The 21048-nt window shown below is 64.4% G+C and carries 20 protein-coding genes; 11 read left to right on the top strand and 9 right to left on the bottom strand.

The window, feature by feature from the left end; genetic code table 11:
- Positions 1 to 3: 3 nt before the first annotated feature.
- Complete coding sequence (locus IVA79_RS25120) at positions 4 to 1188, bottom strand: UbiH/UbiF family hydroxylase (protein ID WP_247557959.1); 1185 nt, start codon at positions 1186 to 1188, stop codon at positions 4 to 6.
- An 86-nt stretch (positions 1189 to 1274) separates the two neighbouring features.
- Here IVA79_RS25120 and pcsA point away from each other — a divergent pair, with 86 nt between their 5' ends.
- From pcsA to IVA79_RS25105, 3 genes are all read left to right on the top strand, one after another.
- Complete coding sequence (pcsA, locus tag IVA79_RS25115) at positions 1275 to 2042, top strand: phosphatidylcholine synthase (RefSeq protein WP_247557957.1); 768 nt, start codon at positions 1275 to 1277, stop codon at positions 2040 to 2042.
- On the top strand, positions 2039 to 2773 hold the full coding sequence (locus tag IVA79_RS25110) for a TerC family protein (RefSeq protein ID WP_247557955.1): 735 nt from the start codon (positions 2039 to 2041) through the stop codon (positions 2771 to 2773). Before pcsA ends, IVA79_RS25110 begins: the two co-directional genes overlap by 4 nt.
- Before the next feature lie 77 nt (positions 2774 to 2850).
- On the top strand, positions 2851 to 3825 hold the full coding sequence (locus tag IVA79_RS25105; protein WP_247557953.1) for a quinone oxidoreductase: 975 nt from the start codon (positions 2851 to 2853) through the stop codon (positions 3823 to 3825).
- Between the two features lie 110 nt (positions 3826 to 3935).
- Here IVA79_RS25105 and IVA79_RS25100 read toward each other — a convergent pair whose 3' ends face one another.
- Complete coding sequence (locus tag IVA79_RS25100) at positions 3936 to 5132, bottom strand: acetylornithine transaminase (RefSeq protein ID WP_247557951.1); 1197 nt, start codon at positions 5130 to 5132, stop codon at positions 3936 to 3938.
- 432 nt (positions 5133 to 5564) lie between these two features.
- Between IVA79_RS25100 and IVA79_RS25095 the strand changes: the two genes are divergently transcribed.
- Positions 5565 to 6506, top strand: coding sequence for a hypothetical protein (locus IVA79_RS25095; protein WP_247557949.1), 942 nt, complete (start codon positions 5565 to 5567; stop codon positions 6504 to 6506).
- Between the two features lie 134 nt (positions 6507 to 6640).
- On the opposite strand, the gene rimO is transcribed toward IVA79_RS25095, so the two are convergent.
- Positions 6641 to 7966, bottom strand: coding sequence for a 30S ribosomal protein S12 methylthiotransferase RimO (rimO, locus tag IVA79_RS25090; protein ID WP_247557947.1), 1326 nt, complete (start codon positions 7964 to 7966; stop codon positions 6641 to 6643).
- Between the two features lie 110 nt (positions 7967 to 8076).
- On the opposite strand from rimO, the gene IVA79_RS25085 reads away from it, so the two are divergent.
- The 5 genes from IVA79_RS25085 (at position 8077) to IVA79_RS25065 (ending at position 14058) form a co-directional block, all read left to right on the top strand.
- Entirely contained in the window at positions 8077 to 8667 is a 591-nt protein-coding gene (locus tag IVA79_RS25085; protein WP_008564898.1) for an ANTAR domain-containing protein, read from the top strand.
- A complete protein-coding gene (locus tag IVA79_RS25080) occupies positions 8664 to 9827 on the top strand; it encodes a CmpA/NrtA family ABC transporter substrate-binding protein (RefSeq protein ID WP_247557944.1) in 1164 nt (387 codons plus the stop codon). The genes IVA79_RS25085 and IVA79_RS25080 overlap by 4 nt, the downstream gene beginning before the upstream one ends.
- Before the next feature lie 337 nt (positions 9828 to 10164).
- Positions 10165 to 11949 (top strand): NirA family protein, encoded by a 1785-nt coding sequence (locus tag IVA79_RS25075; RefSeq protein ID WP_247557941.1) that lies wholly within the window; start codon positions 10165 to 10167, stop codon positions 11947 to 11949.
- Entirely contained in the window at positions 11946 to 13556 is a 1611-nt protein-coding gene (locus IVA79_RS25070) for a sulfite reductase subunit alpha (RefSeq protein ID WP_247557938.1), read from the top strand. The genes IVA79_RS25075 and IVA79_RS25070 overlap by 4 nt, the downstream gene beginning before the upstream one ends.
- 349 nt (positions 13557 to 13905) lie before the next feature.
- Positions 13906 to 14058 carry a hypothetical protein gene (locus IVA79_RS25065; RefSeq protein ID WP_063831425.1) on the top strand — a complete coding sequence of 51 codons (153 nt, stop codon included), beginning with the start codon at positions 13906 to 13908 and terminating at the stop codon, positions 14056 to 14058.
- 111 nt (positions 14059 to 14169) lie between these two features.
- Here IVA79_RS25065 and IVA79_RS25060 read toward each other — a convergent pair whose 3' ends face one another.
- The 3 genes from IVA79_RS25060 to pxpB are packed head-to-tail and all read right to left on the bottom strand — an operon-like array spanning position 14170 to position 16740.
- Positions 14170 to 14940, bottom strand: a complete 771-nt coding sequence (locus tag IVA79_RS25060) for a 5-oxoprolinase subunit PxpA (protein ID WP_247557936.1) — start codon at positions 14938 to 14940, stop codon at positions 14170 to 14172.
- 34 nt (positions 14941 to 14974) lie between these two features.
- Positions 14975 to 16012 carry a biotin-dependent carboxyltransferase family protein gene (locus IVA79_RS25055; protein WP_247557934.1) on the bottom strand — a complete coding sequence of 346 codons (1038 nt, stop codon included), beginning with the start codon at positions 16010 to 16012 and terminating at the stop codon, positions 14975 to 14977.
- Entirely contained in the window at positions 16009 to 16740 is a 732-nt protein-coding gene (gene pxpB / locus IVA79_RS25050; RefSeq protein WP_247557932.1) for a 5-oxoprolinase subunit PxpB, read from the bottom strand. Before pxpB ends, IVA79_RS25055 begins: the two co-directional genes overlap by 4 nt.
- Positions 16741 to 16998: 258 nt before the next feature.
- Between pxpB and IVA79_RS25045 the strand changes: the two genes are divergently transcribed.
- On the top strand, positions 16999 to 17697 hold the full coding sequence (locus IVA79_RS25045) for a ribonuclease activity regulator RraA (protein ID WP_247557931.1): 699 nt from the start codon (positions 16999 to 17001) through the stop codon (positions 17695 to 17697).
- A 16-nt stretch (positions 17698 to 17713) separates the two neighbouring features.
- Positions 17714 to 18118, top strand: a complete 405-nt coding sequence (locus tag IVA79_RS25040) for a cupin domain-containing protein (protein ID WP_028144578.1) — start codon at positions 17714 to 17716, stop codon at positions 18116 to 18118.
- A gap of 155 nt (positions 18119 to 18273) precedes the next feature.
- Here the strand turns inward: IVA79_RS25040 and IVA79_RS25035 are convergent, their stop codons facing one another.
- From IVA79_RS25035 to IVA79_RS25025, 3 genes are all read right to left on the bottom strand, one after another.
- The gene (locus tag IVA79_RS25035; protein ID WP_247557929.1) at positions 18274 to 19632 is read right to left on the bottom strand and encodes a vanadium-dependent haloperoxidase; all 1359 of its coding nucleotides are present in this window, start codon (positions 19630 to 19632) and stop codon (positions 18274 to 18276) included.
- A 491-nt stretch (positions 19633 to 20123) separates the two neighbouring features.
- Positions 20124 to 20480 carry a hypothetical protein gene (locus IVA79_RS25030; RefSeq protein WP_247557927.1) on the bottom strand — a complete coding sequence of 119 codons (357 nt, stop codon included), beginning with the start codon at positions 20478 to 20480 and terminating at the stop codon, positions 20124 to 20126.
- 176 nt (positions 20481 to 20656) lie between these two features.
- Positions 20657 to 21048, bottom strand: a 392-nt coding sequence (locus IVA79_RS25025) for a DUF2147 domain-containing protein (protein ID WP_247557925.1), incomplete at its 5' end; no start/stop codon positions are given.

Below are 21048 nucleotides of genomic sequence, written 5' to 3'. Positions count from 1 at the left end.
GGGCTACCTTCGCCAGGTCGGCGTCAGGCCCTCGCGCATGGCAAAACGCCGGAGCGGGCCGATGGCGCCGAGCAGGTGCATGCCGACGGCGCGGACCGGCTGCAGCGGCAGGAAATCATTGAGCAGGGCGCGGTTGGCAATGTCGATTGCAAAGGTCCGGCTCAGAATGTCCGGACGCCGCGCCCGGTCGTAGCGCTTGAGCACCTCGTCCGCCCCGGAATCCTGGCCCGCCGCGATGGCCTCGCCGGCGAGCCGTGCAATGTCGGCAGCATCGCGCAGGCCAAGGTTGAGACCCTGGGCGCCGATCGGGGGAACCACATGGGCGGCTTCGCCGACCAGCGCGATGCGATCGCTGCCGAAGGATTTTGGACGTTCGATCGCCAGCGGGAACAGGTTGCGGCCGGGCTCGACCGTCATCCGTCCGAGGATCGAGTGCGACTGCTTCTCGATCGCGGCGGAGAGGTCCTCATCGCTCAGGCCGCGCAGGCGTTCGGCTTCCGCGGGTGCCGAAACCCAGACGATGCTGGAGCGGTCGCCGGGCAGGGGCACGAACACGCAGGGGCCGTGCGGCGTGTGGAACTCGGTCGAGACATTGCGATGAGGCCGCGTGTGGCTGACGTTGAAGGTCAGCGCGGTCTGGTTCAGCTCGCGCCGCGTCACCGCAATGCCGGCGGCCTCGCGGCACAGCGAATGCCGGCCGTCGGCGCCGACCACGAGCCGTGCCGAGAGAAACTGTGTGGAGGCCGTGCGGATCGCGACGTCGTCGGCCTCGATGACGACGCTTTCGGCCTCGTCGTCGAAACGGTCGAGATGGGGCAGCTCGGCCGCACGCGCTTCCAGCGCCAGCATCAGCGAGCGGTTGTCGATGTTGTAGCCGAAGGCGTCTAGCGCGATTTCGTGACAGGAGAAGCGGACCTCGGGGCTGCGGAACAGCCGGCCGGTGTCGTCGACGAGGCGCATGACCTCGAGCGCAGCCGCCTTGTCCTTGCAGCGCGACCAGACGTCGAGGGTCTCCAGTAGATCGACGGAGGCTCCTAACAGTGCGGTGGTGCGATTGTCGGCATACGGCACGCGCCGCGCCACCAGTGCGGTCCGCGCACCCGCCTGCGCCAGTGCGATGGCTGCCGCAAGTCCGGCCGGTCCACCGCCGATCACGGCGGCGTCATGGAGTGTCGATGCGTCTGTCATGGAACGACAAATGACACGCCCGGCGGCAAATTCAAGTCCACTGATTTTGCCTGATTTTTCGACGAATTGTGCGACCGCGCGGCGCCATGGCGGATGTGCAAGCCGGCCTCATTCTGATAGCAGAAGCCATGGACAGCCAAGAGGATTCCCTGAAGCCCACGCCCGCGATCCGCGCCGCGGCCTTCTCGGTGCACGTCTTCACCGCGTTCGGCGCGGCGATCGCGCTGCTCGCGATGCTGGAGGCCGTGCGCGAGCACTGGGCGGCGATGTTTCAGTGGCTGGGCGTCGCCCTGATCATCGACGCGATCGACGGTCCGATCGCGCGCCGGCTCGACGTCAAGAACGTGCAGCCGAACTGGTCGGGCGACGTGCTCGATCTCGTGGTCGACTTCGTCACCTATGTCTTCGTGCCGGCCTATGCGATCGTGGCCAGCGGCTTGCTGCTGCCGGTCGCAGCTCCCTTGCTCGGCATCGCCATCATCGTCACCAGCGCACTATATTTCGCCGATCTGCGCATGAAGGCGGACGACAATCATTTCCGCGGTTTTCCGGCGCTGTGGAATGCGGCGGCGTTCTATTTGTTCCTGCTGCACTGGCCGCCGCTATGGTCGACGCTGCTGGTGACCGCACTGGTCGTGCTGACCTTCGTGCCGTTCCACGTGCTGCATCCGGTCCGCGTCGTGCGGCTGCGGTGGCTGACGATGTCGCTGATCGCGATCTGGGCGTTGCTCGGCCTCTACACGCTGGAGATGGATTTTCGCGTTGGCACCGGGGTCACCATCGTGCTCTGCGCCATCGCACTTTGGATCAGCTTCAGCGACGCCTTGATCCGCCTGGTGAGATCCTTCGCGTGATGCACCTGCTGACCAGCCCCGAAGCCTGGGCGGCGCTGCTGACATTGACGGCGCTCGAGATCGTGCTCGGTATCGACAACGTCATCTTCCTGTCGGTGATCGTCTCGCGCATCCCCGAGAAGCAGGCGCATCGCGCCCGCCAGATCGGGCTCGCGCTGGCGCTGATCTTCCGCATCATCCTGCTCAGCCTGCTGGTCTGGCTGATCGGTCTGACCGCGCCGGTGTTTTCGTTCTCAGGCTACGATCTCTCCTGGCGCGACCTCATCCTGATCGGCGGCGGCCTGTTCCTGATCGCCAAGGCAACGCATGAGATTCACGGCGAGGTCGAAGCCGATGAAGGCGAGGGCGGTCAGGCCTCGGCTCGCAGCGCGTTCTTCTGGGTGATCGTGCAGATCGTGATCATCGACATCGTGTTCTCGCTGGACTCGATCATCACCGCGATCGGCATGGCGCAGGACATCGAGATCATGGTCGCGGCCGTCGTGATCGCCTGCCTGATCATGTACATTTCGTCGGGACCGGTCTCGCGTTTCGTCGCGGAGCATCCAACCACCAAGATGCTGGCGCTGGCCTTCCTGGTGTTGATCGGCGTCGCGCTGGTCGCGGACGGATTGCACTTCCACATTCCGCGCGGTTACATTTATTTCGCAATTGCGTTCTCGGCGGCGGTCGAATTCTTCAACGTGCTGGCCAAGCGCAATCGCAGGAAAATCGGCAATCGGTCCGCTTAGCTGTTCCAGGCAGCGTCGAGTTGACAAGGCGGGCGCGATGTCTTTCGCTCAGTCTTGCGAGCAGAGGAGGTCAGGTGATGACCAAAGCCATCCGTGTGCACAAGGTCGGAGGCCCCGAAGCCCTGGTCTATGAGAGCGTCGAGGTGCCGGCGCCCGGGCCCGGCGAGGTGCGCGTCCGCCAGCACGCGGTCGGCCTCAACTTCATTGACGTCTATTACCGCACCGGTCTCTACAAGGCGCCGGGGCTGCCCTTCATCGCCGGCAACGAGGCCTCGGGCGAGGTTGTCGCGGTCGGGCCCGGGGTGACGCATTTCCATCCCGGCGACCGTGTCGCCTACTACCACAATCTCGGCGCCTATACCGGCGAGCGCAACATCCCCTGGGAGAAGCTGGTCAAGCTGCCCGACCACATCACCCACGAGCAGGGCGCCGTGCTGATGCTGAAGGGGCTGACGGTCTGGTATCTCCTGCACAAGACCTTCAAGGTCGAGCCGCATCACCGCGTGCTGGTCCACGCCGCCGCCGGAGGCATCGGCTTGCTCGCCTGCCAATGGGCGCGGGCGCTCGGCGCGCACGTCATCGGTACCGTCGGCTCGCGCGAGAAGGCCGAGCTCGCCGAGGCCAATGGCTGCGACCACGTCATCCTCTACAACGAGGAAGACTTCGTCGCGCGCGTCAAGCAGATCAGCCGCAACGAAGGCTGCGACGTCGTCTATGACGGCGTCGGCAAGGCGACCTTCCCGGGCTCGCTGTCCTGCCTGAAGCCGCGCGGCATGTTCGTCTCGTTCGGCAATGCCTCGGGTCCCGTGCCGCCGTTCGCGATCGCCGAGCTCAACAATCACGGCTCGCTGTTCGCGACGCGGCCGAAGCTCAACGACTACGTCGGCACGCGCAAGGAGCTGCTGGAAGGCGCCGACACGCTGTTCGCCGCCGTCATCAACGGTAAGCTGCACGTGCCGATCAACCACGCCTACGCGCTCAAGGACGCCGCGAAAGCGCATATCGATCTCGAGAGCCGCAAGACCACGGGCGCGTCGATCTTGAAGCCGTAACTCGCCGTCACGGTCGAGATCTCGTAGGGTGGGCAAAGGCGCAAAGCGCCGTGCCCACCATTTCTGAATGGTGGGCACGCTTCGTTTTGCCCACCCTACGGCACCTGTTCTTACGCCACGCGCCGTGCCGCGCCGGCCTTGGTCAAAATCCCGTCGAGACAATCGATCATCTCGGCGATCTCTGCCTTCGCGACGTTCAGTGCCGGCATGAAGCGCAGCGTGTCGACCTGCGGTGCGTTGAGGAGCACGCCGGCCTCGAAGGCCTGCGCGACGATGCCGGGCGCGATCGGTAGCTTGAGGTCTAGCGCGAGCAATAGGCCGCGTCCCCGCACGCCGCCAAGACCATGCCGAGCCGAGACCTTCTGCAACTCGCTTTCGAGCAAGAGGCCAGTCTCGGTGACCTGTTTCAGGAAGTCCGGCTTGCTGACCTCCTCGAGCACCGCAAGCCCTGCCGCGCACATGATCGGATTGCCGTTGAACGTGCCGCCCTGGTCGCCATGCGCGAAGCAGGAGGCACGTTCGGTCGCGAGCAGGGCGGCGAGCGGCACGCCGCCGCCGATGCCCTTGCCGAGCGTCATGATGTCGGGCGCAATGCCGGTGTGCTCATAGTGGAAGAGTTTTCCGGTCCGGCCCATGCCGGTCTGGATCTCGTCGAAGATCAGCAACAGGCCATGCGCCTCAGTGAGTGCGCGCAGCTCTTGCAGGAACTGATCGCTCGCCGGCCACACGCCGGATTCGCCCTGGATCGGCTCGAGCATGACTGCGACGGTGTTGTCGTTGATCAGCGCTTCGACCGAGGCGATGTCGTTGAGCTTCGCCTTCTTGAAGCCGGCGACCTTCGGCTCGAATAGCGGCTCGAAAGCCTTTTTGCCCGAGGCCGACATCGTCGCCAACGTCCTGCCGTGGAAGCCGCCTTCGAAGCTGATGATCTCGAACGCGCCGCCCTTGTGCAGGCTGCCATATTTGCGCGCGAGCTTGATCGCGCCCTCGTTGGCTTCCGCACCGGAATTGGCGAAGAACACCTGGTCGAACGCACTGTTGTCGACGAGCGACTGCGCAAGCTTCAGGCTCGGCTCGTTGTAGAAGGCCGGGCTCGGCGTCAGCAGCCGCCTGGCCTGCGCGGTCAGCGCGTCGGCAACCGCCGGCGGCGAATGGCCGAGACAATTCACGGCCCAGCCCTGCACGAAATCGAGATAGCGCTTGCGACCGTCGTCCCAGAGGTAGGAGCCGGCGCCGCGGACGAACACGGCCTTGGGCCGTGCGGTGATGTCCATCAGCGCGTCATACGGATGGGTGACGGTGGTCATGTCGAACTCCTCTGGAGGCGGGTGGAAAACGGGCGCAAAAAGCAGAAAGGCCGCACCTGGGTGCGGCCTTCTCGAAGACTTCAGCTGAATTTTAGTAGTTCAGCGGCGTCGTCGGACATGGCGCACCCTCTCATCGTCGCGGGAGCGACGACGGAGCATTTCGGTGCGCAGGTGGATCCGAGCGTTGATCATGGGGCGCGTCCGTACAGCCGAATGACAGGACTTGTCAAGCGGACAGTTGCGAAACACTCGTTCGGCGTGTGCCGGAGGCGGCGGCGTGATGGGCGGATGTCATTCGCAACGTGATGAACGTCCGGTCGGAAACCATCGCGCCTCTGGCGCGTTTGTGATCTAAGGACGCGAAATGGTTCGAACCGAACGCATGACGGTTCAGACCAAGAGGGGCGGGACCAACCAAAACAGTTTGCAGCCTTGTCCGACACGCCGTACCCGATCGACCTCGACAGCATTCGTGGCGCGTTTCCGCCGGGTGTCGACGCGCCGCCGCTGCTGGTCGACTTTGCCGCCTGGCTCAAGGGGCGGCCCTGGGGCAGCGTCGGCTGCTTCTCCTTGCAGGGCCAGTTCTCCGATCACGCGCCGATCATCGACGGCAGTCCCTTGCGGGACAGGTTTTCGCTGTTCATGCGGCTGCCGGATGGCTCGGCCGTCGGCGGCTGGTACGGCGCAGGCCTCGACCGCGACAATCCACCGATCGTGGGGCTGGGCTCCGAGGGTGATTACGAATTGCTGGCGCCGAGCCTCGATGGTCTGCTCGCCAAGCTGACGTCGCAACAATTCGACAATGCCTGGAGCGATCTCAAGCCGCATGACGAGGTCGAGTGCCAGACGGTCGAGCTCGCGCAGTGGCTCGCTGGACGGCCGCATGGAGAGCCGACGATGCTCGAGGAAACTTCGTCGGAGCTGCCCGACTTCCGCGGCTTCGTGGAAAAATGGAGCCGGGATCGCGAGGACTACTGGGCCAATCACCGGCTGATGGCCGAGCTCGGCTGGCGGTTGGCCGCGCATCTGCCCAGGGGCAAGAAACCCTGGGACCAGACCCGCTTCGAGGTCGCGATCGTCGGCAAGCAGTACGAGGCGTGCGTGCTCTCGCGCGGGCCCCAGCCGTTCGAGGAAGCCGCTTCGATCGAATCCCTGCTGCGCGATCTACGCGAGGAGATGCGCAAAGCGCAGCCCGAACTTGGACTGTGGTACGCGATGCATTTCGGGCTCCATGCGGACGGCCGAATCATGCCGAACTTCGAATATGATGTACGCCCGACCATCGACGGCGAGCCGGCGTTGCTAGCCGAGGCGACAGCCGATCTTGCCCGTGCCCCGCGCCCGGAGCGCTGGGTGCCGAAATGGCTGGCCTAGCTGCATCCACACCGTCATTGCGAGCGTAGCGAAGCAATCCAGACTGCCACTAAGGAGGCATTCTGGATTGCTTCGTCGCATCAGCGCAAAATTGCTTCGCAATTTTGTCGCGAGCTACTCGCAACGACGGGGCCTCAGAACCCCGCGACGCTGCCGTGCAGGTCGTACTGGTCTGCGCGCTCGATCTTCGCGGTGACGATCTCGCCGACGCGCAAGGGACGGCGGCTGGAGAGATAGACCGCGCCGTCGATCTCCGGCGCATCGGCCTTGGAGCGACCTTTTGCTACGGTCGGGCCGACCTCGTCGATGATGATCTGCTGGCGCGTGCCGACCTTGCGCTTGAGTCGTCGTACGGAGATCTTCTGCTGGCGGGCCATCAGCGCGTTGTAGCGCTCCTGCTTGACCTCTTCCGGCACGGGGTTCTCGATCGCATTCGATGTGGCGCCGGCCACCGGCTCGTATTTGAAGCAGCCGAGGCGGTCGATCTCGGCTTCGTCCAGCCAGTCGAGCAGATAAGCGAAGTCGGCGTCGGTCTCGCCGGGGAAGCCGACGATGAAAGTGGAACGCAAAGCGAGATCCGGACATTCCTCGCGCCAGCGCTTGATCCGCGCCAGCGTCTTGTCCTGCGCCGCCGGACGCTTCATCGCCTTCAGCACCTCGGGGCTCGCATGCTGGAACGGGATGTCGAGATAGGGCAGCACCGTGCCTTGCGTCATCAGTGCGATGACCTCGTCGACATGCGGGTAGGGGTAGACATATTGCAGCCGCACCCAGGCGCCGAGCTCGCCGAGCTCGCGCGCGAGATCGAGGAATTTGGCGCGGACCTGGCGGTCCTTCCAGGGGCTCTCGGCATATTTGAGATCGACGCCGTAGGCCGAGGTGTCCTGCGAGATCACCAGCAATTCCTTGACGCCGGCACCGACCAGGCGTTCAGCTTCGCGCAGCACGTCGTTGGCCGGACGCGAGACCAGGTCGCCGCGCAGCTTCGGGATGATGCAGAAAGTGCAGCGGTTGTTGCAGCCCTCGGAGATCTTCAAGTACGCGTAGTGGCGCGGCGTCAGCTTGATGCCCTGCGGCGGCACCAGGTCCACGTGCGGATTGTGGGCGGGCGGCAATGCGCGGTGCACGGCGTCGAGCACGCTCTCATATTGCTGCGGGCCGGTGATGGAGAGCACGCCGGGATAGGCCTGCTCGATCTGCTCGGGTTCCGCGCCCATGCAGCCCGTTACGATCACCTTGCCGTTCTCGGCCATGGCCTCGCCGATCGCCGAGAGCGATTCCTGCTTGGCGCTGTCGAGGAAGCCGCAGGTGTTGACGATGACGATGTCGGCCCCGTCATGCTTGCGGGCGAGCTCGTAGCCCTCGGCGCGCAGGCGCGTGATGATACGCTCGGAATCCACCAATGCCTTGGGACACCCGAGCGACACGAAGCTGACCTTGGGCGCAGCCGTCTGATCCATATCTGATCTGCCTGATTGACCGGCCTGAGCTAGTCCCAATTGCTCACAATTACAACCCTTTGCAGGGCGTTCGGGCGTGCTATGGATGAATCACCTGCCGTGAGTGAGCCATGAGCGCCGAACAGTCGCCCAAAATCGTAATCGTCGACGAAAGCCCTATCCGGGCTGCGATCCTGGAGGAGGGATTGCGGGAGGCCGGATTCACGCAGGTCGTCCATATTCGCGAGATGCAGAGCCTGCTTGCCCGTATTTACGCGGTGGACCCCGACATCATCCTGATCGATCTTGAGAACCCCAGCCGCGACGTGCTGGAGGCGATGTTCCAGGTCAGCCGCGCCGTGAAACGGCCGATCGCCATGTTCGTCGACCAGAGCGATTCCGCCTCGATCCAGGCCTCGGTCGAGGCGGGGGTATCGGCCTATATCGTCGATGGGTTGAAGAAGGAGCGTATCAAGCCGATCCTCGACCTCTGCGTGTCCCGCTTCAATGCCTTTGCCAAGCTCCAGGAGGAACTGGAGCGCACCAAATCGCAGCTCGAGGACCGCAAGATCATCGAACGCGCCAAGGGCATCCTGATGAAGGTGAAGGGCCTGACCGAGGACGAGGCCTATGTGCTGCTGCGCTCCACCGCGATGCGCGAGAAGAAGAAAATCGGCGAGATCGCGCAGTCGATCATCACCGCGTCGGAGATGCTGAAATGACTGCTCCCCTCCGTATCGGGTTCATTCCGCTGGTCGATGCCGCAGCCCTCATCGTTGCCGTCGACAAGGGGTTCACCGCCGCCGAGGGGCTCGAGGTCGAGCTGGTGCGCGAAGTTTCCTGGTCCAACGTCCGCGACAAGCTCAATATCGGCCTGTTCGACGCGGCGCATCTCTTGGCGCCCGTCGCGATCGCGTCCTCACTCGGGCTCGGCCACGTCAAGGTGCCGATCGCCGCGCCCTTCAATCTCGGCATCAACGGCAACGCGATCACGGTGTCGCCGGCGCTCCATGCGTCGCTGATGGAGGAGATCGAGGGCGACCGTTTTGATCCGCTCGCCACGGCGAAAGCGTTGGCGAAGGTCGTTGCCAAGCGCCGCAAGGCCGGCGCCGAGCCGCTGACCTTCGGCATGACCTTCCCGTTCTCGACCCACAATTACCAACTGAGGTTCTGGATGGCCGCGGCCGGCGTCGATCCCGACGAGGACGTGCGCCTCGTGGTGTTGCCGCCGCCCTACATGGTCGACAGCCTCGCCAATGGCCATGTCGATGCATTCTGCGTCGGCGCGCCCTGGAACTCGATCGCGGTCGATCTCGGCATCGGCCATATCCTGCATTTCGTCTCCGACATTCTGGACCGCGCAGCGGAGAAGGTGCTGGCAGTCCGCCAGGTCTGGGCCGACAAGAATCCGGATGTGGTCGCCCGCCTCGTGCGCGCGGCCGTGAAGGCCGCCGAGTTCATTGAGCATCCGGACAACCGGACCGAGGCGGCGCATATCCTGGCGCAGCCCGAGCGGATCGGCGTCGACGCCGAAGTGATCCAGCGCACCCTGACCGGACGCCTGAAGATTTCCCCTGATGGCACCTTCCGCGAAAGCGGCCGCTACCTCCTGGTAGGACGGGAGGAGGCAGGGCGCCCGGATCCGGTCCAGGCCGCCTGGCTCTATGCGCAGATGGTGCGTTGGGGGCAGACCGCGCTTACTCCGGAGGGCGTCAAGACAGCGATGGCCGTGTTCAGGCCCGACCTTTACGATGCGGCCCTGGGCCGCCGGCCGCCCGAGCAGGCGCCCGCGGCGTTCGGGGCATTCGCCGGTCCCGCATTCGATCCCGGCAACATTTTGGGGCATCTTGAGGCCTTCGACGTCGGACGCTGGAAGGTCTGATTCGTTGCTGCGTAATTTGTGAGCAGTTCCGATCATCGGCTAAATTTTGGGCTGTCTGCTCGAATTTCATGAGCCTTGGCAGGACCGGAACTTTCCGGAGGTGCTGCTAATATATTGAAATCGCGACATCTTTTATTTCATGGAAGCTGGCACGCAACTTGAATGTTGCAGTGCGGCCAGCTTGTCACAGGTGCCTGCTGAGCCAAGTCCCGCAGCAACGAAGCTGATCGGACCGTCGGGTAGCGAAGCCGGCTCTCAGGGGCCAGCCCAGTTCCTCGCGGGTCTCGCCAATTCCGTCGATGCCACCCCGGTGGCCGCAGGAGCTTCGTTACCGATCATGAAAATCGATACGCTCGCAGTCGACTTTACCGACGAGCAGAAACGCTATCTCGAAGGTTTTACGACCGGTCTGCAGATCAGCAAGGTCGGACGCGGCCTCGGCAGCGGTGGCGGCGGCAAGGCGAACGCCGAGCCTGTTGGTCCCGACGCCGTGCACATCAAGGCGCAGGACAAGGTGATCGCGTCCGGCAAGAAGCTCGCCGACCAGGAGAAGTTCAAGCGCGACGAGCATCCCTTCGATGCCTATCCGCGGCTGCGCCAGCAGGCGCTCGACAACACGCCGCCGAGTCCGGCGGACAATTTCCGCTGGCGCTATTACGGCATCTTCTATGTCGCCCCGACGCAGGACTCCTATATGAGCCGCCTGCGGATTCCGAACGGCATCATGAAGCACTGGCAGCTGTCAGGCCTTGCCGATCTCGCCGATGAACTCTGCGGCCCGTACAGCCACGTCACGACGCGCGCCAATCTCCAGCTGCGCGAGATCCCGCCGAAGCACGCGATCAAACTGCTCGAGGGTATCCAGGAACTCGGCCTGTGCTCGCGCGGCTCCGGCGCCGACAACATTCGCAACGTGACGGGAACGCCGACGGCGGGCATCGATCCGCAGGAAATCATCGACACGCGGCCCTATGCGCGCGAATGGCACTACCACATCCTCAACGACCGCTCGCTCTACGGTCTGCCGCGCAAGTTCAACGTCGCCTTCGACGGCGCCGGCAAGATCGCGGTGCTGGAGGAGACCAACGACATCGCGTTCACGGCGTATGAGGTGAAGGACGGTTTCGGCGTCGAGCCGGGCGTCTGGTTCCGCCTCGGCCTCGGCGGCATCACCGGCCACAAGGACTTTGCCAAATATTCCGGCATCATCGTCAAACCGGAGCAGGCGACCGCCGTTGCCGACGCCATCGTGCGCGTGTTCATCGACCATGGCGACCGCACCAACCGCAACAAGGCGCGGTTGAAATACGTGCTCGACGCCATGAGCCATGACGGCTTCCTCAAGCTGGTCGAGGAGCGGCTGAAGACGCCTTTCACGCGTGTGCCGGAGGAGGCGTTCGCGCCGCGTCCCGCGGCGGACCGCATGGCTCATGTCGGCGTGCACAAGCAGAAGCAGGACGACCTCAACTGGATCGGCGTGTCGCTGACGCTGGGCAAGCTTACCAGCGAGCAGATGCGGGGCCTGGCCAAAGTCTCGCGTGATCTTGGCGACGGCGAGATCCGGCTGACGGTCTGGCAGAACCTGTTGATTTCAGGCGTGCGCGACGAGAACGTCGAGCTTGCGATCGCGGCGATCAAGCAGATCGGGCTCGCGGTCGAGGCCTCGCACATCCGCGCCGGCCTGATCGCCTGCACCGGCAATGCCGGCTGCCGCTTCGCCGCGGCGAATACCAAGCGCCATGCCGCCGAGATCGGCGACTGGTGCGAGCCGCGCGTCGCGATGGACAAGCCGGTCAACATCCACGTCACCGGCTGCCACCATTCCTGCGCGCAGCACTACATCAGCGACATCGGTCTGATCGGTGCGCGCGTGCCTGTCAACGAAGACGACACGGTCGAGGGTTATCACCTCTTCACCGGCGGCGGCTTCGGCCCCGATGCCGACGTCGGTCAGGAGGTCTATCACGACCTCAAGGCCGAGGATGCGCCGAAAACGGTCGAAGGACTGCTCAAGGCCTACATCGCCCATCGCGCGTCTGCCGACGAAACCTTCCTCTCCTTCGCGCGCCGCCATGACGGCGAAACGCTGCGCAAGCTTGCCGATGCACAGGTGTCCGCATGAACCAGATCACCCCTCCGCCCAGGCTCGACATCATCCCCGCCAGCGCACCGTTCTCCGATGCGCAGCGCTCCTGGCTGAATGGATTCTTTGCCGGGTTGCTGTCGCCTGACGTCGCCGCGCCGCTGTCGGCGGAGCAGGGCGCCGCGGTCATGCAAGGCGCAGCCGGCGACGGTGACGACGGCGAAGCGCCCTGGCACGACCAGACCATGCCGATCACTGAGCGGATGAAGCTCGCCGAGGGCCGTCCCGTGCGCCGCAAGATGATGGCGGCGATGGCGCAGCAGGATTGCGGCCAGTGCGGCTACAATTGCCACGACTATTCGGAGGCGATCGCAGGCCGTAGCGAAGCGCGGCTCAATCTGTGCGTTCCCGGCGGCAAGGAAACTGCGCGGATGCTGAAGGCGCTGTATGAGGAGCTCGACAAGACGCCGGCGGCCAAGGCGGCTGACAAGCCGGACGCGCCGGCGCCGGCCGTGACGGTGACGATCGCAGAGCCCGGCCGCTCCCGCGACAACCCTGTTGCAGCGACGTTCCTGTCGCGCCGTCTGCTCAACAAGGGAAAGTCGGAGAAGGAAACCTATCACGTCGAGTTCGACCTCTCCGAGAGCAAGCTCGACTACGTCGTCGGCGACTCTTTTGGCGTGTTCGCGCGCAACGATGTCGGCCTCGTCGACCAGATCATCGCGCTGCTCGGCGCCTCCCACACCACCAAGGTCAACGGCAAGACGCTGCGCGAGGTGCTGATCGACGACGTCTCGTTGTCGCCGGCGCCCGACACGCTGTTCGAGCTGATCTCCTTCATCACCGGTGGCGCGGCGCGCGAGAAGGCGCGGGCGCTGGCCCAGGGGGAGGATCCCGATGGCGATGCCGCCACCCTCGACGTGATGGCGGCGTTGCAGAAGTTTTCCGGCACGCGGCCGCATCCGGAGGCCTTCGTCGAGGCGCTGGAGCCGCTCCAGCCGCGGCTCTATTCGATCTCGTCCTCGCACAATGCAACGCCCGGAAAGTTGTCGCTGACGGTCGATTCGGTGCGTTACGTCGTCGGCAAACGCAAGCGTCTCGGTGTCGCCTCGACCTTCCTCGGCGAGCGCATCAATGAGGGCGAAAATCTCAAGGTCTATGTGCAGAAGGCGCACGGCTTCGGCCTGCCGCAGGATCCGAAGACGCCGATCATCATGATCGGTCCCGGCACCGGCATCGCGCCGTTTCGTGCTTTCCTTCTCGATCGCAAGGCGACAGGTGCGCCCGGCAAGAACTGGCTGTTCTTCGGCCATCAGCGCAGCGACTGCGACTTCTTCTATCAGGATGAGCTCAATGCGATGAAGACCTCGGGCCTGCTCACGCGCATGTCGCTGGCCTGGTCGCGCGACGGCGAGAAGAAGTTTTACGTGCAGGACCGCATGCGCGAGGTCGGCCGCGAGGTCTGGACCTGGCTCGCCGAAGGCGCTCATCTCTACATCTGCGGCGATGCCAAGCGCATGGCCAAGGACGTCGAGCGCGCGCTGGTCGACATCGTCGCCCAGTTCGGCGCGCGCTCGACCGATGAGGCCGTCAGCTTTGTCGCCGAGCTCAAGAAGACGGGCCGTTTCCAGGCTGACGTGTACTAAGGCGCGATGCGGATCAGGGGCAGGAAACCCATTTCGATTAGCTCGGTGCTGTAGGGTGGGCAAAGGCGCGCCCTTCGCGCGCCGTGCCCACCATCTCGTCATGATTGAGACAGGTGGTGGGCACGCTTCGCTTTGCCCACCTACGAGAGTTGTCATTCCGGTGTCATCCGAGCCGGTTCCAACTGGCTCGGATTTGAACGAATAAGATTCTCGGAACCTGGACCCCGGGAGAAATTACATCTGCGATGCCGCCACTTCGAAGGAGGCGCATCGCTATTTTCACCGCCGTCTTGCCACCCGCCCTGGTTGATCCCTCATAATCCCGCAAATGGGGCGTTGGAGATCGACCATGCGCGAACTATCGGCGGAAGCCAGACTGCACTTTTACGCGCGCTCGCTCTCGCGACAGACCCGGGCAAGCGCCCATCATCTGGCGCTCTACAGCGCGTTTGCGGTTATTGCGGCCATCGTGTTTGGCACGCTGTCGGTGCATCCGTTCTGATGATCTCGTAGGGTGGGCAAAGCGAAGCGTGCCCACCACCTGTCTCAATCATGACGAGATGGTGGGCACGGCGCGTTGCGCCTTTGCCCACCCTACGGCACCGAGCGTTTCTCACGCCCCGCGTTTGAATGGCGCGACCTCGATCCCCGCAGCCTTCAGTGCCTGACGCAAAGTCCGCGCGATGTCGACCGCGCCGGGCGTATCGCCATGGATACACACCGTATCCGTGCGCATCTTAATCACCTTGCCGGTGACCGACACCACCGCGCCATCTTGCACCATCCGCACCACGCGATCGGCGATCACCTTGGCATCATGCAGCACCGCGCCGGGCTTCTTGCGCGAGACGAGATTGCCGTCGTCCTCATAGGCGCGGTCGGCGAACACCTCGTGCACCATCGGCAGTTTGGCGGCTTCGCCGGCCTTCACCAGCTTCGAATTGGCGAGCACGACGAAGATCAGGCCGGGATCGACCGCTTTGATGCCGGCGGCGATTGCCTTCGCCGTCATGTCGTCCTCGCACGCGACATTGGAGAGCGCGCCATGCGCCTTCACATGCGTCACCTTGTGGCCCGCGGCCGTCGCGATCGCCTGCAGCGCGCCGATCTGATATGCGACGAGGTTTTCGATCTCGGACGCCTTCAGCCCCGCGATCGGATGCCGGCCGAAGCCGTGCAGGTCGCGATATCCAGGATGGGCGCCGACCGAGACGCCGCGCGCCTTCGCCAGTTCCACCGTCCGGCGCATGATGTCGGGGTCGCCGGCATGGAAGCCGCAGGCGACGTTGACCGAACTCGCCAGCTCGATCATCGCGGCGTCGTTGCCCATTTCCCACGCGCCAAAACCTTCGCCGAGGTCGCAATTGAGGTCGACTGTCTTCATGGGTGCTCTCCGCCTCTGGGTCTTGTTGTTGCGTTTAAGGCTCCGCGGTGACCTGCCAGGTGCCGGCATCGACGGCGCTCACGGCATAGCCCGCGACGTTGGCATCGCTAAGCGCTTCGATGTTGAGTGCGACGGTGTCTGCAGAACGCAGGCGATCGGGCAGGGTCCGGATCAATTGCGCGAATTTGCGGGCCTCGTCCTGGGCCTCGGCCATGCTGACGGCCTTGAAGCGGAACGCCGTTCCTGCCGAAGTCTGGGCGAGGCGGCCGACATCGGCCGTGATGATGGTTGCGATCTTCGGATAGCCGCCGGAGGTGCCGCGGTCCATCATCAGCGCGATCGGCGCGCCGTTGCCGGGCACCTGGATGCTGCCGTTGACGGTGCCGTCGGAGACGATGTTGTGGCCGTGGAGATGCTTGATGGCGGGGCCCTCGAGCCGATAGCCCATGCGATCGGACGTCGCCGAGATCTTCCACTCGCTGTCCAGGAACAGCGCCTTGTTGGCGTCGTCGAACTCGTCGTCCTGCGGTCCCAGCACGACGCGGATCGGGCCGCTTGCGGGCTTCGGCAGTTCGATCCGCAACTCCGCCACGCCGCTCGCGGTATCGACGCTGAACTCGTCGCCGGCCTGGAGCGTGCGCGGGTAGGGGCTGCCGAGCCCCGCGCGGGCATTGACTGCGAGACTGCCGAACACCTTCTCGCCCTTGATGGCGCCTTCGATCGCCAGATAAGTGAAGGCGCCGCCGCGGGCAAAGCCCAGCGTCAGCGTCTCGCCGTCCTTCAGCGTCACCGACGAGTCCAAGGCGAGCGGACTTCCGGCGACGTCCGCATTGCGCGGCGCGCCTGCAATCGCGACGCGCACGGCGCCGTCACGCGCGGTGAAGGAGGCGCCGAACGGCCCGATCTCGACAGCGGCCGCGAAAGGCGCGTTGCCGACCAGCGTATTCGCCGCGGCCAAGGATACCCGGTCCATCGCCCCGCTGACCGTCAGGCCGTAGCGCTGCGCGCCGAGGCGCCCGCCATCCTGGACGGAGCTTGCAGGGCCGATGCTGGCGACGACGAGCCGGCTCATGCGTCCACCTGCTCGGCGATGATCTCGCCGGCTTCCGCCGCGCGGTCCAATTCGTCGAACGTCTTGTGGTCGATGGCGAAGAACGTCACGCGATCACCGGGCTCGGTGAGGAAGGTCGGGCTGCGGTGGAGCTGATAGGTTCTGACAGGCGTGCGGCCGAGCAGGTGCCAGCCGCTCGGCGCGGCGAGGCACTGGATCCCGGCCTGGATGCCGCCGATCGAGATTGTGCCCGCGGGCGTCAGCAGCCGCGGATTTTGCCGCCGCGACATGTGCAGGGATTTGTCGAGGCCGCTGAGATAGGACCAGCCCGGCGTGAAGCCGATCATGGCGACCTTGTAGTCGCCGCCGACATGCCGGGCGACGATGTCGTCGGGCGTCGTGTTCAGCGCCTTGGCGACATCCTCGAGATCAATGCCGTGCTCACCGCCATAGGCGACGGGAATGCGCCAGCGGCGTGCCTTCGTCGCGGGCGGCAGCGGTTGGCTGGCGAGGGAGAGCAGCTTCTCGCCGAGCGCGTCGAAGCCGATCGTGCCGGGATCGTAATGCACCAGCAGCGACCGATAGGTAGGCACGGTCTCGGTGATGCCGTCGATGGGGCTTGCCGCGAGCGCCTTGTCCAGCGCCAGCACGCGCTGGTTGGCGTCGTCATCGATGGTGCGGCTGAACTCGACCGTGACGGCGCTGTCGCCACTGGGCAGAAGGCGGGGCGGGGGAAGCGTCGCGGCCATGAGCTGTCGAAGAGCTGTCGAAATCGGGCTTCGGAGGAATGCGGCCCCCAACGTGAGAGTTCCGCTTCGTCCTGCTTCGCGTAAATGCGCCCGCAAGTCCAATGAATTAATGCAAGGGGGCACGATAAGACCTTGTTATCGCGTCGCATAACGGCTCAGCCGCCCTGCGTTATTGGTGGTCTCTAAGGCCTTGACGCAAGAGCTGTGGCTCGCAAGATGCGCGCGTTCCTTCCCGCACCTCGGAGCTCGTTGTCGTCCATGTCGCTGTCCCCCGAAGCCCGCAAGACCCTCGCCGGCATCACCACCGCCACCATCACCACGGTCCTGCTCAAGAAGGGCCTGCGCAATGTTTGGATGCGGGGTGCGCGGCCGCTGCGCCCGGGCTTGCCGCGCCTGGTGGGACCGGCCTTCACGCTGCGCTTCGTGCCGGCGCGCGAGGATCTGGCGACACCGGAATCCTGGTCGTCGCCGATCTCGACCCGCACCGCGATCGAGGCGATGCCGGAGGGATGCATCGCCGTGGTCGATGCCATGGGCATCACCGATGCCGGCATCTTCGGCGATATTCTCTGCGCCCGCATGATGAAGCGCGGCGTCACCGCGCTCGTCACCGACGGCGTCGTCCGTGACGTCGAAGGCGTGCTCGGCACCAATCTTCCGGTGTGGTGCGACGGCTATGCCGCGCCGCCGTCCGTTGCCGGCCTCACCTTCGTCGGCTGGGGCGAGCCGATCGGCTGCGGCGGGGTTGCCGTGTTTCCGAACGACATCGTGGTCGCCGACCAGGACGGCTGCGTGCTGATCCCGCAGGCGATGCTCGATCACGTGCTCCACGAGGGCGTCGAACAGGAGCGCATGGAAGCCTGGATCGTCAACGAGGTGAACAACGGCGCGGTGCTGCCGGGCCTCTATCCGATGAACGCCGAGACCAAGGCGCGCTACGCCGCCAGCAAGAAGTAACAGGAGCGAGGACCCCATGGAGATCACCGTTGCAGGCACGCGGCCGACCCGCCGCGCGCCCAAGGAAAACTTCACCGGCACCGTGTGGCAGGACCCCGTCATCATGGCGCCCGCGCCGGCACGGCTGAACTGCTCGCGCGTTGCCTTCGAGCCGGGCGCTCGCACCAACTGGCATCACCATCCGCTCGGGCAGACGCTCTACGTCATCTCCGGCGTCGGGCGGGTGCAGACCAAGGGCGGCCCTGTCAGGGAGATCCGTCCTGGCGACACCGTCTGGATTCCGCCGGGCGAATTGCACTGGCACGGGGCATCGCCGACCAACGGCATGTGCCACATCGCCATGCAGGAAGCGCTCGACGGCGTCTACTCGACCTGGCTGGAGCCGGTCACTGACGCGGAGTATGGCGCGGCGTTGGGCTAGCTCTCCTGCTCCGGATATAATGCAACGTGCAGTGGTGCGTTGCTGATCCGGGGCACAAGACTGGCGAGTCGAGAATCGGCTCTGCGGTGTACCGCGTCGTGGAGCTCATGACGAAGAGCGCTCGCGGCCCCAGGCGGGCTACGAGCGCACTCGCGTCAATTGATTTTCGATGCGGCGATCGTCGCTGGCTGGATACCGAGCTTCGGTGCGATCTGGTTGGCTATTTGCGCGCCGAGCCAAACGCCGCCGGTATGTCCGAGTCTATCGGGTGTTGGAATTCCAAACTCGTCATCGGTACCTGCCGCGTTGCGCCTGGTGATACCATCAAACTGCCAGTGAACACCAAGATAGACGCGACTGATCGAGTTAGCGGCAATCGCCTGCCACAGGCTGTCGTAACTCAGCGTGACGTGATCACGAGGCAGCATGGTCCGGGGATCGACGTTGCGGCCATTGAATTCGTCGGAGACGAAATCCAGCCTGAATTTGTCGACGCCATTGGGATGGAACGAGGTGACGCCCTTCTGGACGAAGAACAACCGCAACAGCTGAAAAGCGGCTGCACCAAAGGTGGCATGTCCTGACGGATAGGCTGGGAAGTCGGGCGTCAAAGCGACGCCGTTGCCGTTGGTATCCGGCCGCCCGAGCGGCAACCAGCCCGGGATCGCAGTCCCATTTCCCGCCTCAGCTTTCTGAATACCGGCGATTGGTCGCCACATCATATGCGTTGGAGCATATTTGTAGTACCAAGCGTCGATACCGGCATCAGCCATGGCAATGCCAACACCGGCAACGATGGTCAATTCTTCCGCCGTGCTCAGCTTGCCCGGCGTCCGCGCTTCGATGGCGTCAAGTGCGGCGAGAACGACCTGAAGATAAAGCCGGGGCGGCGTACCGATTTCTGGAGGACCGTCATAGCCCCATGCGATTCCGGTGACCTCCTCCTGCAGGCTGCGCGTACCCGCCGTGCGCTGGAAGACTCCCTTGTCGACGACCTTTGCAAAGTCGGCAGCATAGTGAGCCGTGTGGTTCACCACGGTGGCGGAAATGCGCCCTGGAGGTGGTGGGAAATTCATGACCCGGGTCGCAAGCAAAGGTGTTGCGTCGCCCCATTTGCCCCCGGAGTAGTGCTGCATTGGCTGGTTGGGTGCCGCGACATGAGTATAGGGAGCGCCTGTAGGGACGTATTGGTCCGCAGCAGCGTTGGCCATGTCGGTCGAGCCGAACGCATGGATGGCGTCTCCAAAGCTCCGTCCGGCGTGCTCGGCCGCGCTCCCTGCCTGACCTAGTTCGAAATATTCGAGCCAATGTGCCCAGGCCGGATCCAAGAAACGAAATTGGCTCGGATATCTTCGGAGCAGGACCTGCGAGCAGGCCGCGGCCGCGGCGATTTCGGCATTGGCTCCGCTCAGGCCGGGCGTGCCGGCGATGTTCAGGAGAGGAGAACCACTAGAGGCGTGCGCATGGGCATCGTTGAGTGCCGCCAATGCCATGCCAAGGGCACGCGCGGTCAAGAACGGACCTCTTTGATCGCCAGGGCTGAGCGTCTGGGTGTGATCCCGGCGAATACACTCAATCGCCATGTCGACCCAAACGAAGTTTCGCTGAAGTCGCTGTCATTGCAATTGCTCCTTGCTGCCGCCTAGGCGGTTTGCAAAATTTGACGAAATAGCAAGACATCAAATGCTTGTTGTAGGGCTGAAGCGACGCTGGCTCAGGTCCAGTGCAGTGGAGCTCTACGCGTCTTGCCAGTTATCTACCTTAGAGCGAGTAATCGAGGATGGATGTGATCTGGTTTACAGGCACGCAAAGAATTGGAGTGGAAGTTCAGCCCGTCAGTTCCCATGCGAGACGACTCACCGCGGTCTGGCCCAGTGAGTGAAGAACGTTCTCGATCGCGCGAACCGAGCGTCGTGAATCTATAAGTGGGGGACCGACGCGAAAGCACACGAGCGCGCACCTAACGATGTGAAAACACACGAATTCATTTGGCTGGTCAGGATCGCTAAATCTTCTCTGCCGTCCACGTTCCCGTGCACAACGCGCCGCGCCAGGTGCCGGAGCCGGAGCTGCCGCTGAGCCGGCCGAAGCCGACGGCGCGCTTGATGCCGGTGCTCAAGATGACATTGATGCCACCGGCATTCGCCACGCGGCCGGACGCCGTCACGGCGGTGCTGCTCGAGGCTATCTGCCCGTTGTTGATGCCGATCGCGACGGTCGCGCCGTTGCCGCAGGTCTCGCTTGAGGACGAGATGCGGACATTCCATGTGCCGTCGAAAGTGCTGGTCGCAGCATCAGCCTGCGCGAGCGGGAAGGCGATGGCGATGAGGGTGGCGAAGAGTCCTTTGCGAAAGCCGTTCATGACATGCCCCTATGGGTGACCATGCGGGGAACGTGGCACGGGCGCGGAACCGGCGATGTGAGGGCTGTCACGCGAGCAGCAGGCTCTGTGAGGTGGCGCACGTCACGACGATGCCGCGACCAACAAGCAAAGGGGCCCGGATCACGGGCCCCTTGTCTCGGTCAAGACGTTTGGCCTCAGTTCACGCGCGTCCAGGTCTGCCCACCGCAGAACATGCCGCCGAAGGCGCAGCCCTGCACGCGCAAGCGGTCGGTGCCCTTCATCGCGATCGTGGAATCATAGGTCGAGCCGGAGTTCGGATCGAGGATGCGGCCGGACCATTTCTGGTCCTTGCTCGGCTTCATGTTGATCAGAACCTGCTCGCCATTCTGGTTCGATTTGCTGTCGACCGAATAGCCGCACAGATTGCTGCCGCACTGTTCGATGCGGACCTTGCCTTCCTTCTCCTCGGTGAGCCAGACGCCGAGCGGTGAGTTGAGATCGCGCGTGGGCGCGGCTGCCGGAGCCGGCGGCGCGACGGCGGCGGCCTGAACGGGGGCAGGGGCTGCGGGTGCGGGCGGCGGAGGCG

It is taken from the genome of Bradyrhizobium sp. 138 (assembly GCF_023074075.1).
Taxonomy (GTDB): domain Bacteria; phylum Pseudomonadota; class Alphaproteobacteria; order Rhizobiales; family Xanthobacteraceae; genus Bradyrhizobium.
Note: the sequence above shows the minus strand (reverse complement) of the source record. Positions and strands in the feature narration are given on the sequence as shown.

Coding starts and splice junctions, on each gene's coding strand:
- pxpB (WP_247557932.1), bottom strand. CDS start 16,740: ATGGCCGCGACGCTTCCCCCGCCCCGCCTTCTGCCCAGTGGCGACAGC.
- IVA79_RS25085 (WP_008564898.1), top strand. CDS start 8,077: ATGAGCGCCGAACAGTCGCCCAAAATCGTAATCGTCGACGAAAGCCCT.
- IVA79_RS25065 (WP_063831425.1), top strand. CDS start 13,906: ATGCGCGAACTATCGGCGGAAGCCAGACTGCACTTTTACGCGCGCTCG.
- IVA79_RS25105 (WP_247557953.1), top strand. CDS start 2,851: ATGACCAAAGCCATCCGTGTGCACAAGGTCGGAGGCCCCGAAGCCCTG.
- IVA79_RS25060 (WP_247557936.1), bottom strand. CDS start 14,940: ATGAAGACAGTCGACCTCAATTGCGACCTCGGCGAAGGTTTTGGCGCG.
- IVA79_RS25120 (WP_247557959.1), bottom strand. CDS start 1,188: ATGACAGACGCATCGACACTCCATGACGCCGCCGTGATCGGCGGTGGA.
- IVA79_RS25055 (WP_247557934.1), bottom strand. CDS start 16,012: ATGAGCCGGCTCGTCGTCGCCAGCATCGGCCCTGCAAGCTCCGTCCAG.
- IVA79_RS25045 (WP_247557931.1), top strand. CDS start 16,999: ATGTCGCTGTCCCCCGAAGCCCGCAAGACCCTCGCCGGCATCACCACC.
- rimO (WP_247557947.1), bottom strand. CDS start 7,966: ATGGATCAGACGGCTGCGCCCAAGGTCAGCTTCGTGTCGCTCGGGTGT.
- IVA79_RS25080 (WP_247557944.1), top strand. CDS start 8,664: ATGACTGCTCCCCTCCGTATCGGGTTCATTCCGCTGGTCGATGCCGCA.
- IVA79_RS25030 (WP_247557927.1), bottom strand. CDS start 20,480: ATGAACGGCTTTCGCAAAGGACTCTTCGCCACCCTCATCGCCATCGCC.
- IVA79_RS25040 (WP_028144578.1), top strand. CDS start 17,714: ATGGAGATCACCGTTGCAGGCACGCGGCCGACCCGCCGCGCGCCCAAG.
- pcsA (WP_247557957.1), top strand. CDS start 1,275: ATGGCGGATGTGCAAGCCGGCCTCATTCTGATAGCAGAAGCCATGGAC.
- IVA79_RS25070 (WP_247557938.1), top strand. CDS start 11,946: ATGAACCAGATCACCCCTCCGCCCAGGCTCGACATCATCCCCGCCAGC.
- IVA79_RS25075 (WP_247557941.1), top strand. CDS start 10,165: ATGAAAATCGATACGCTCGCAGTCGACTTTACCGACGAGCAGAAACGC.
- IVA79_RS25100 (WP_247557951.1), bottom strand. CDS start 5,132: ATGACCACCGTCACCCATCCGTATGACGCGCTGATGGACATCACCGCA.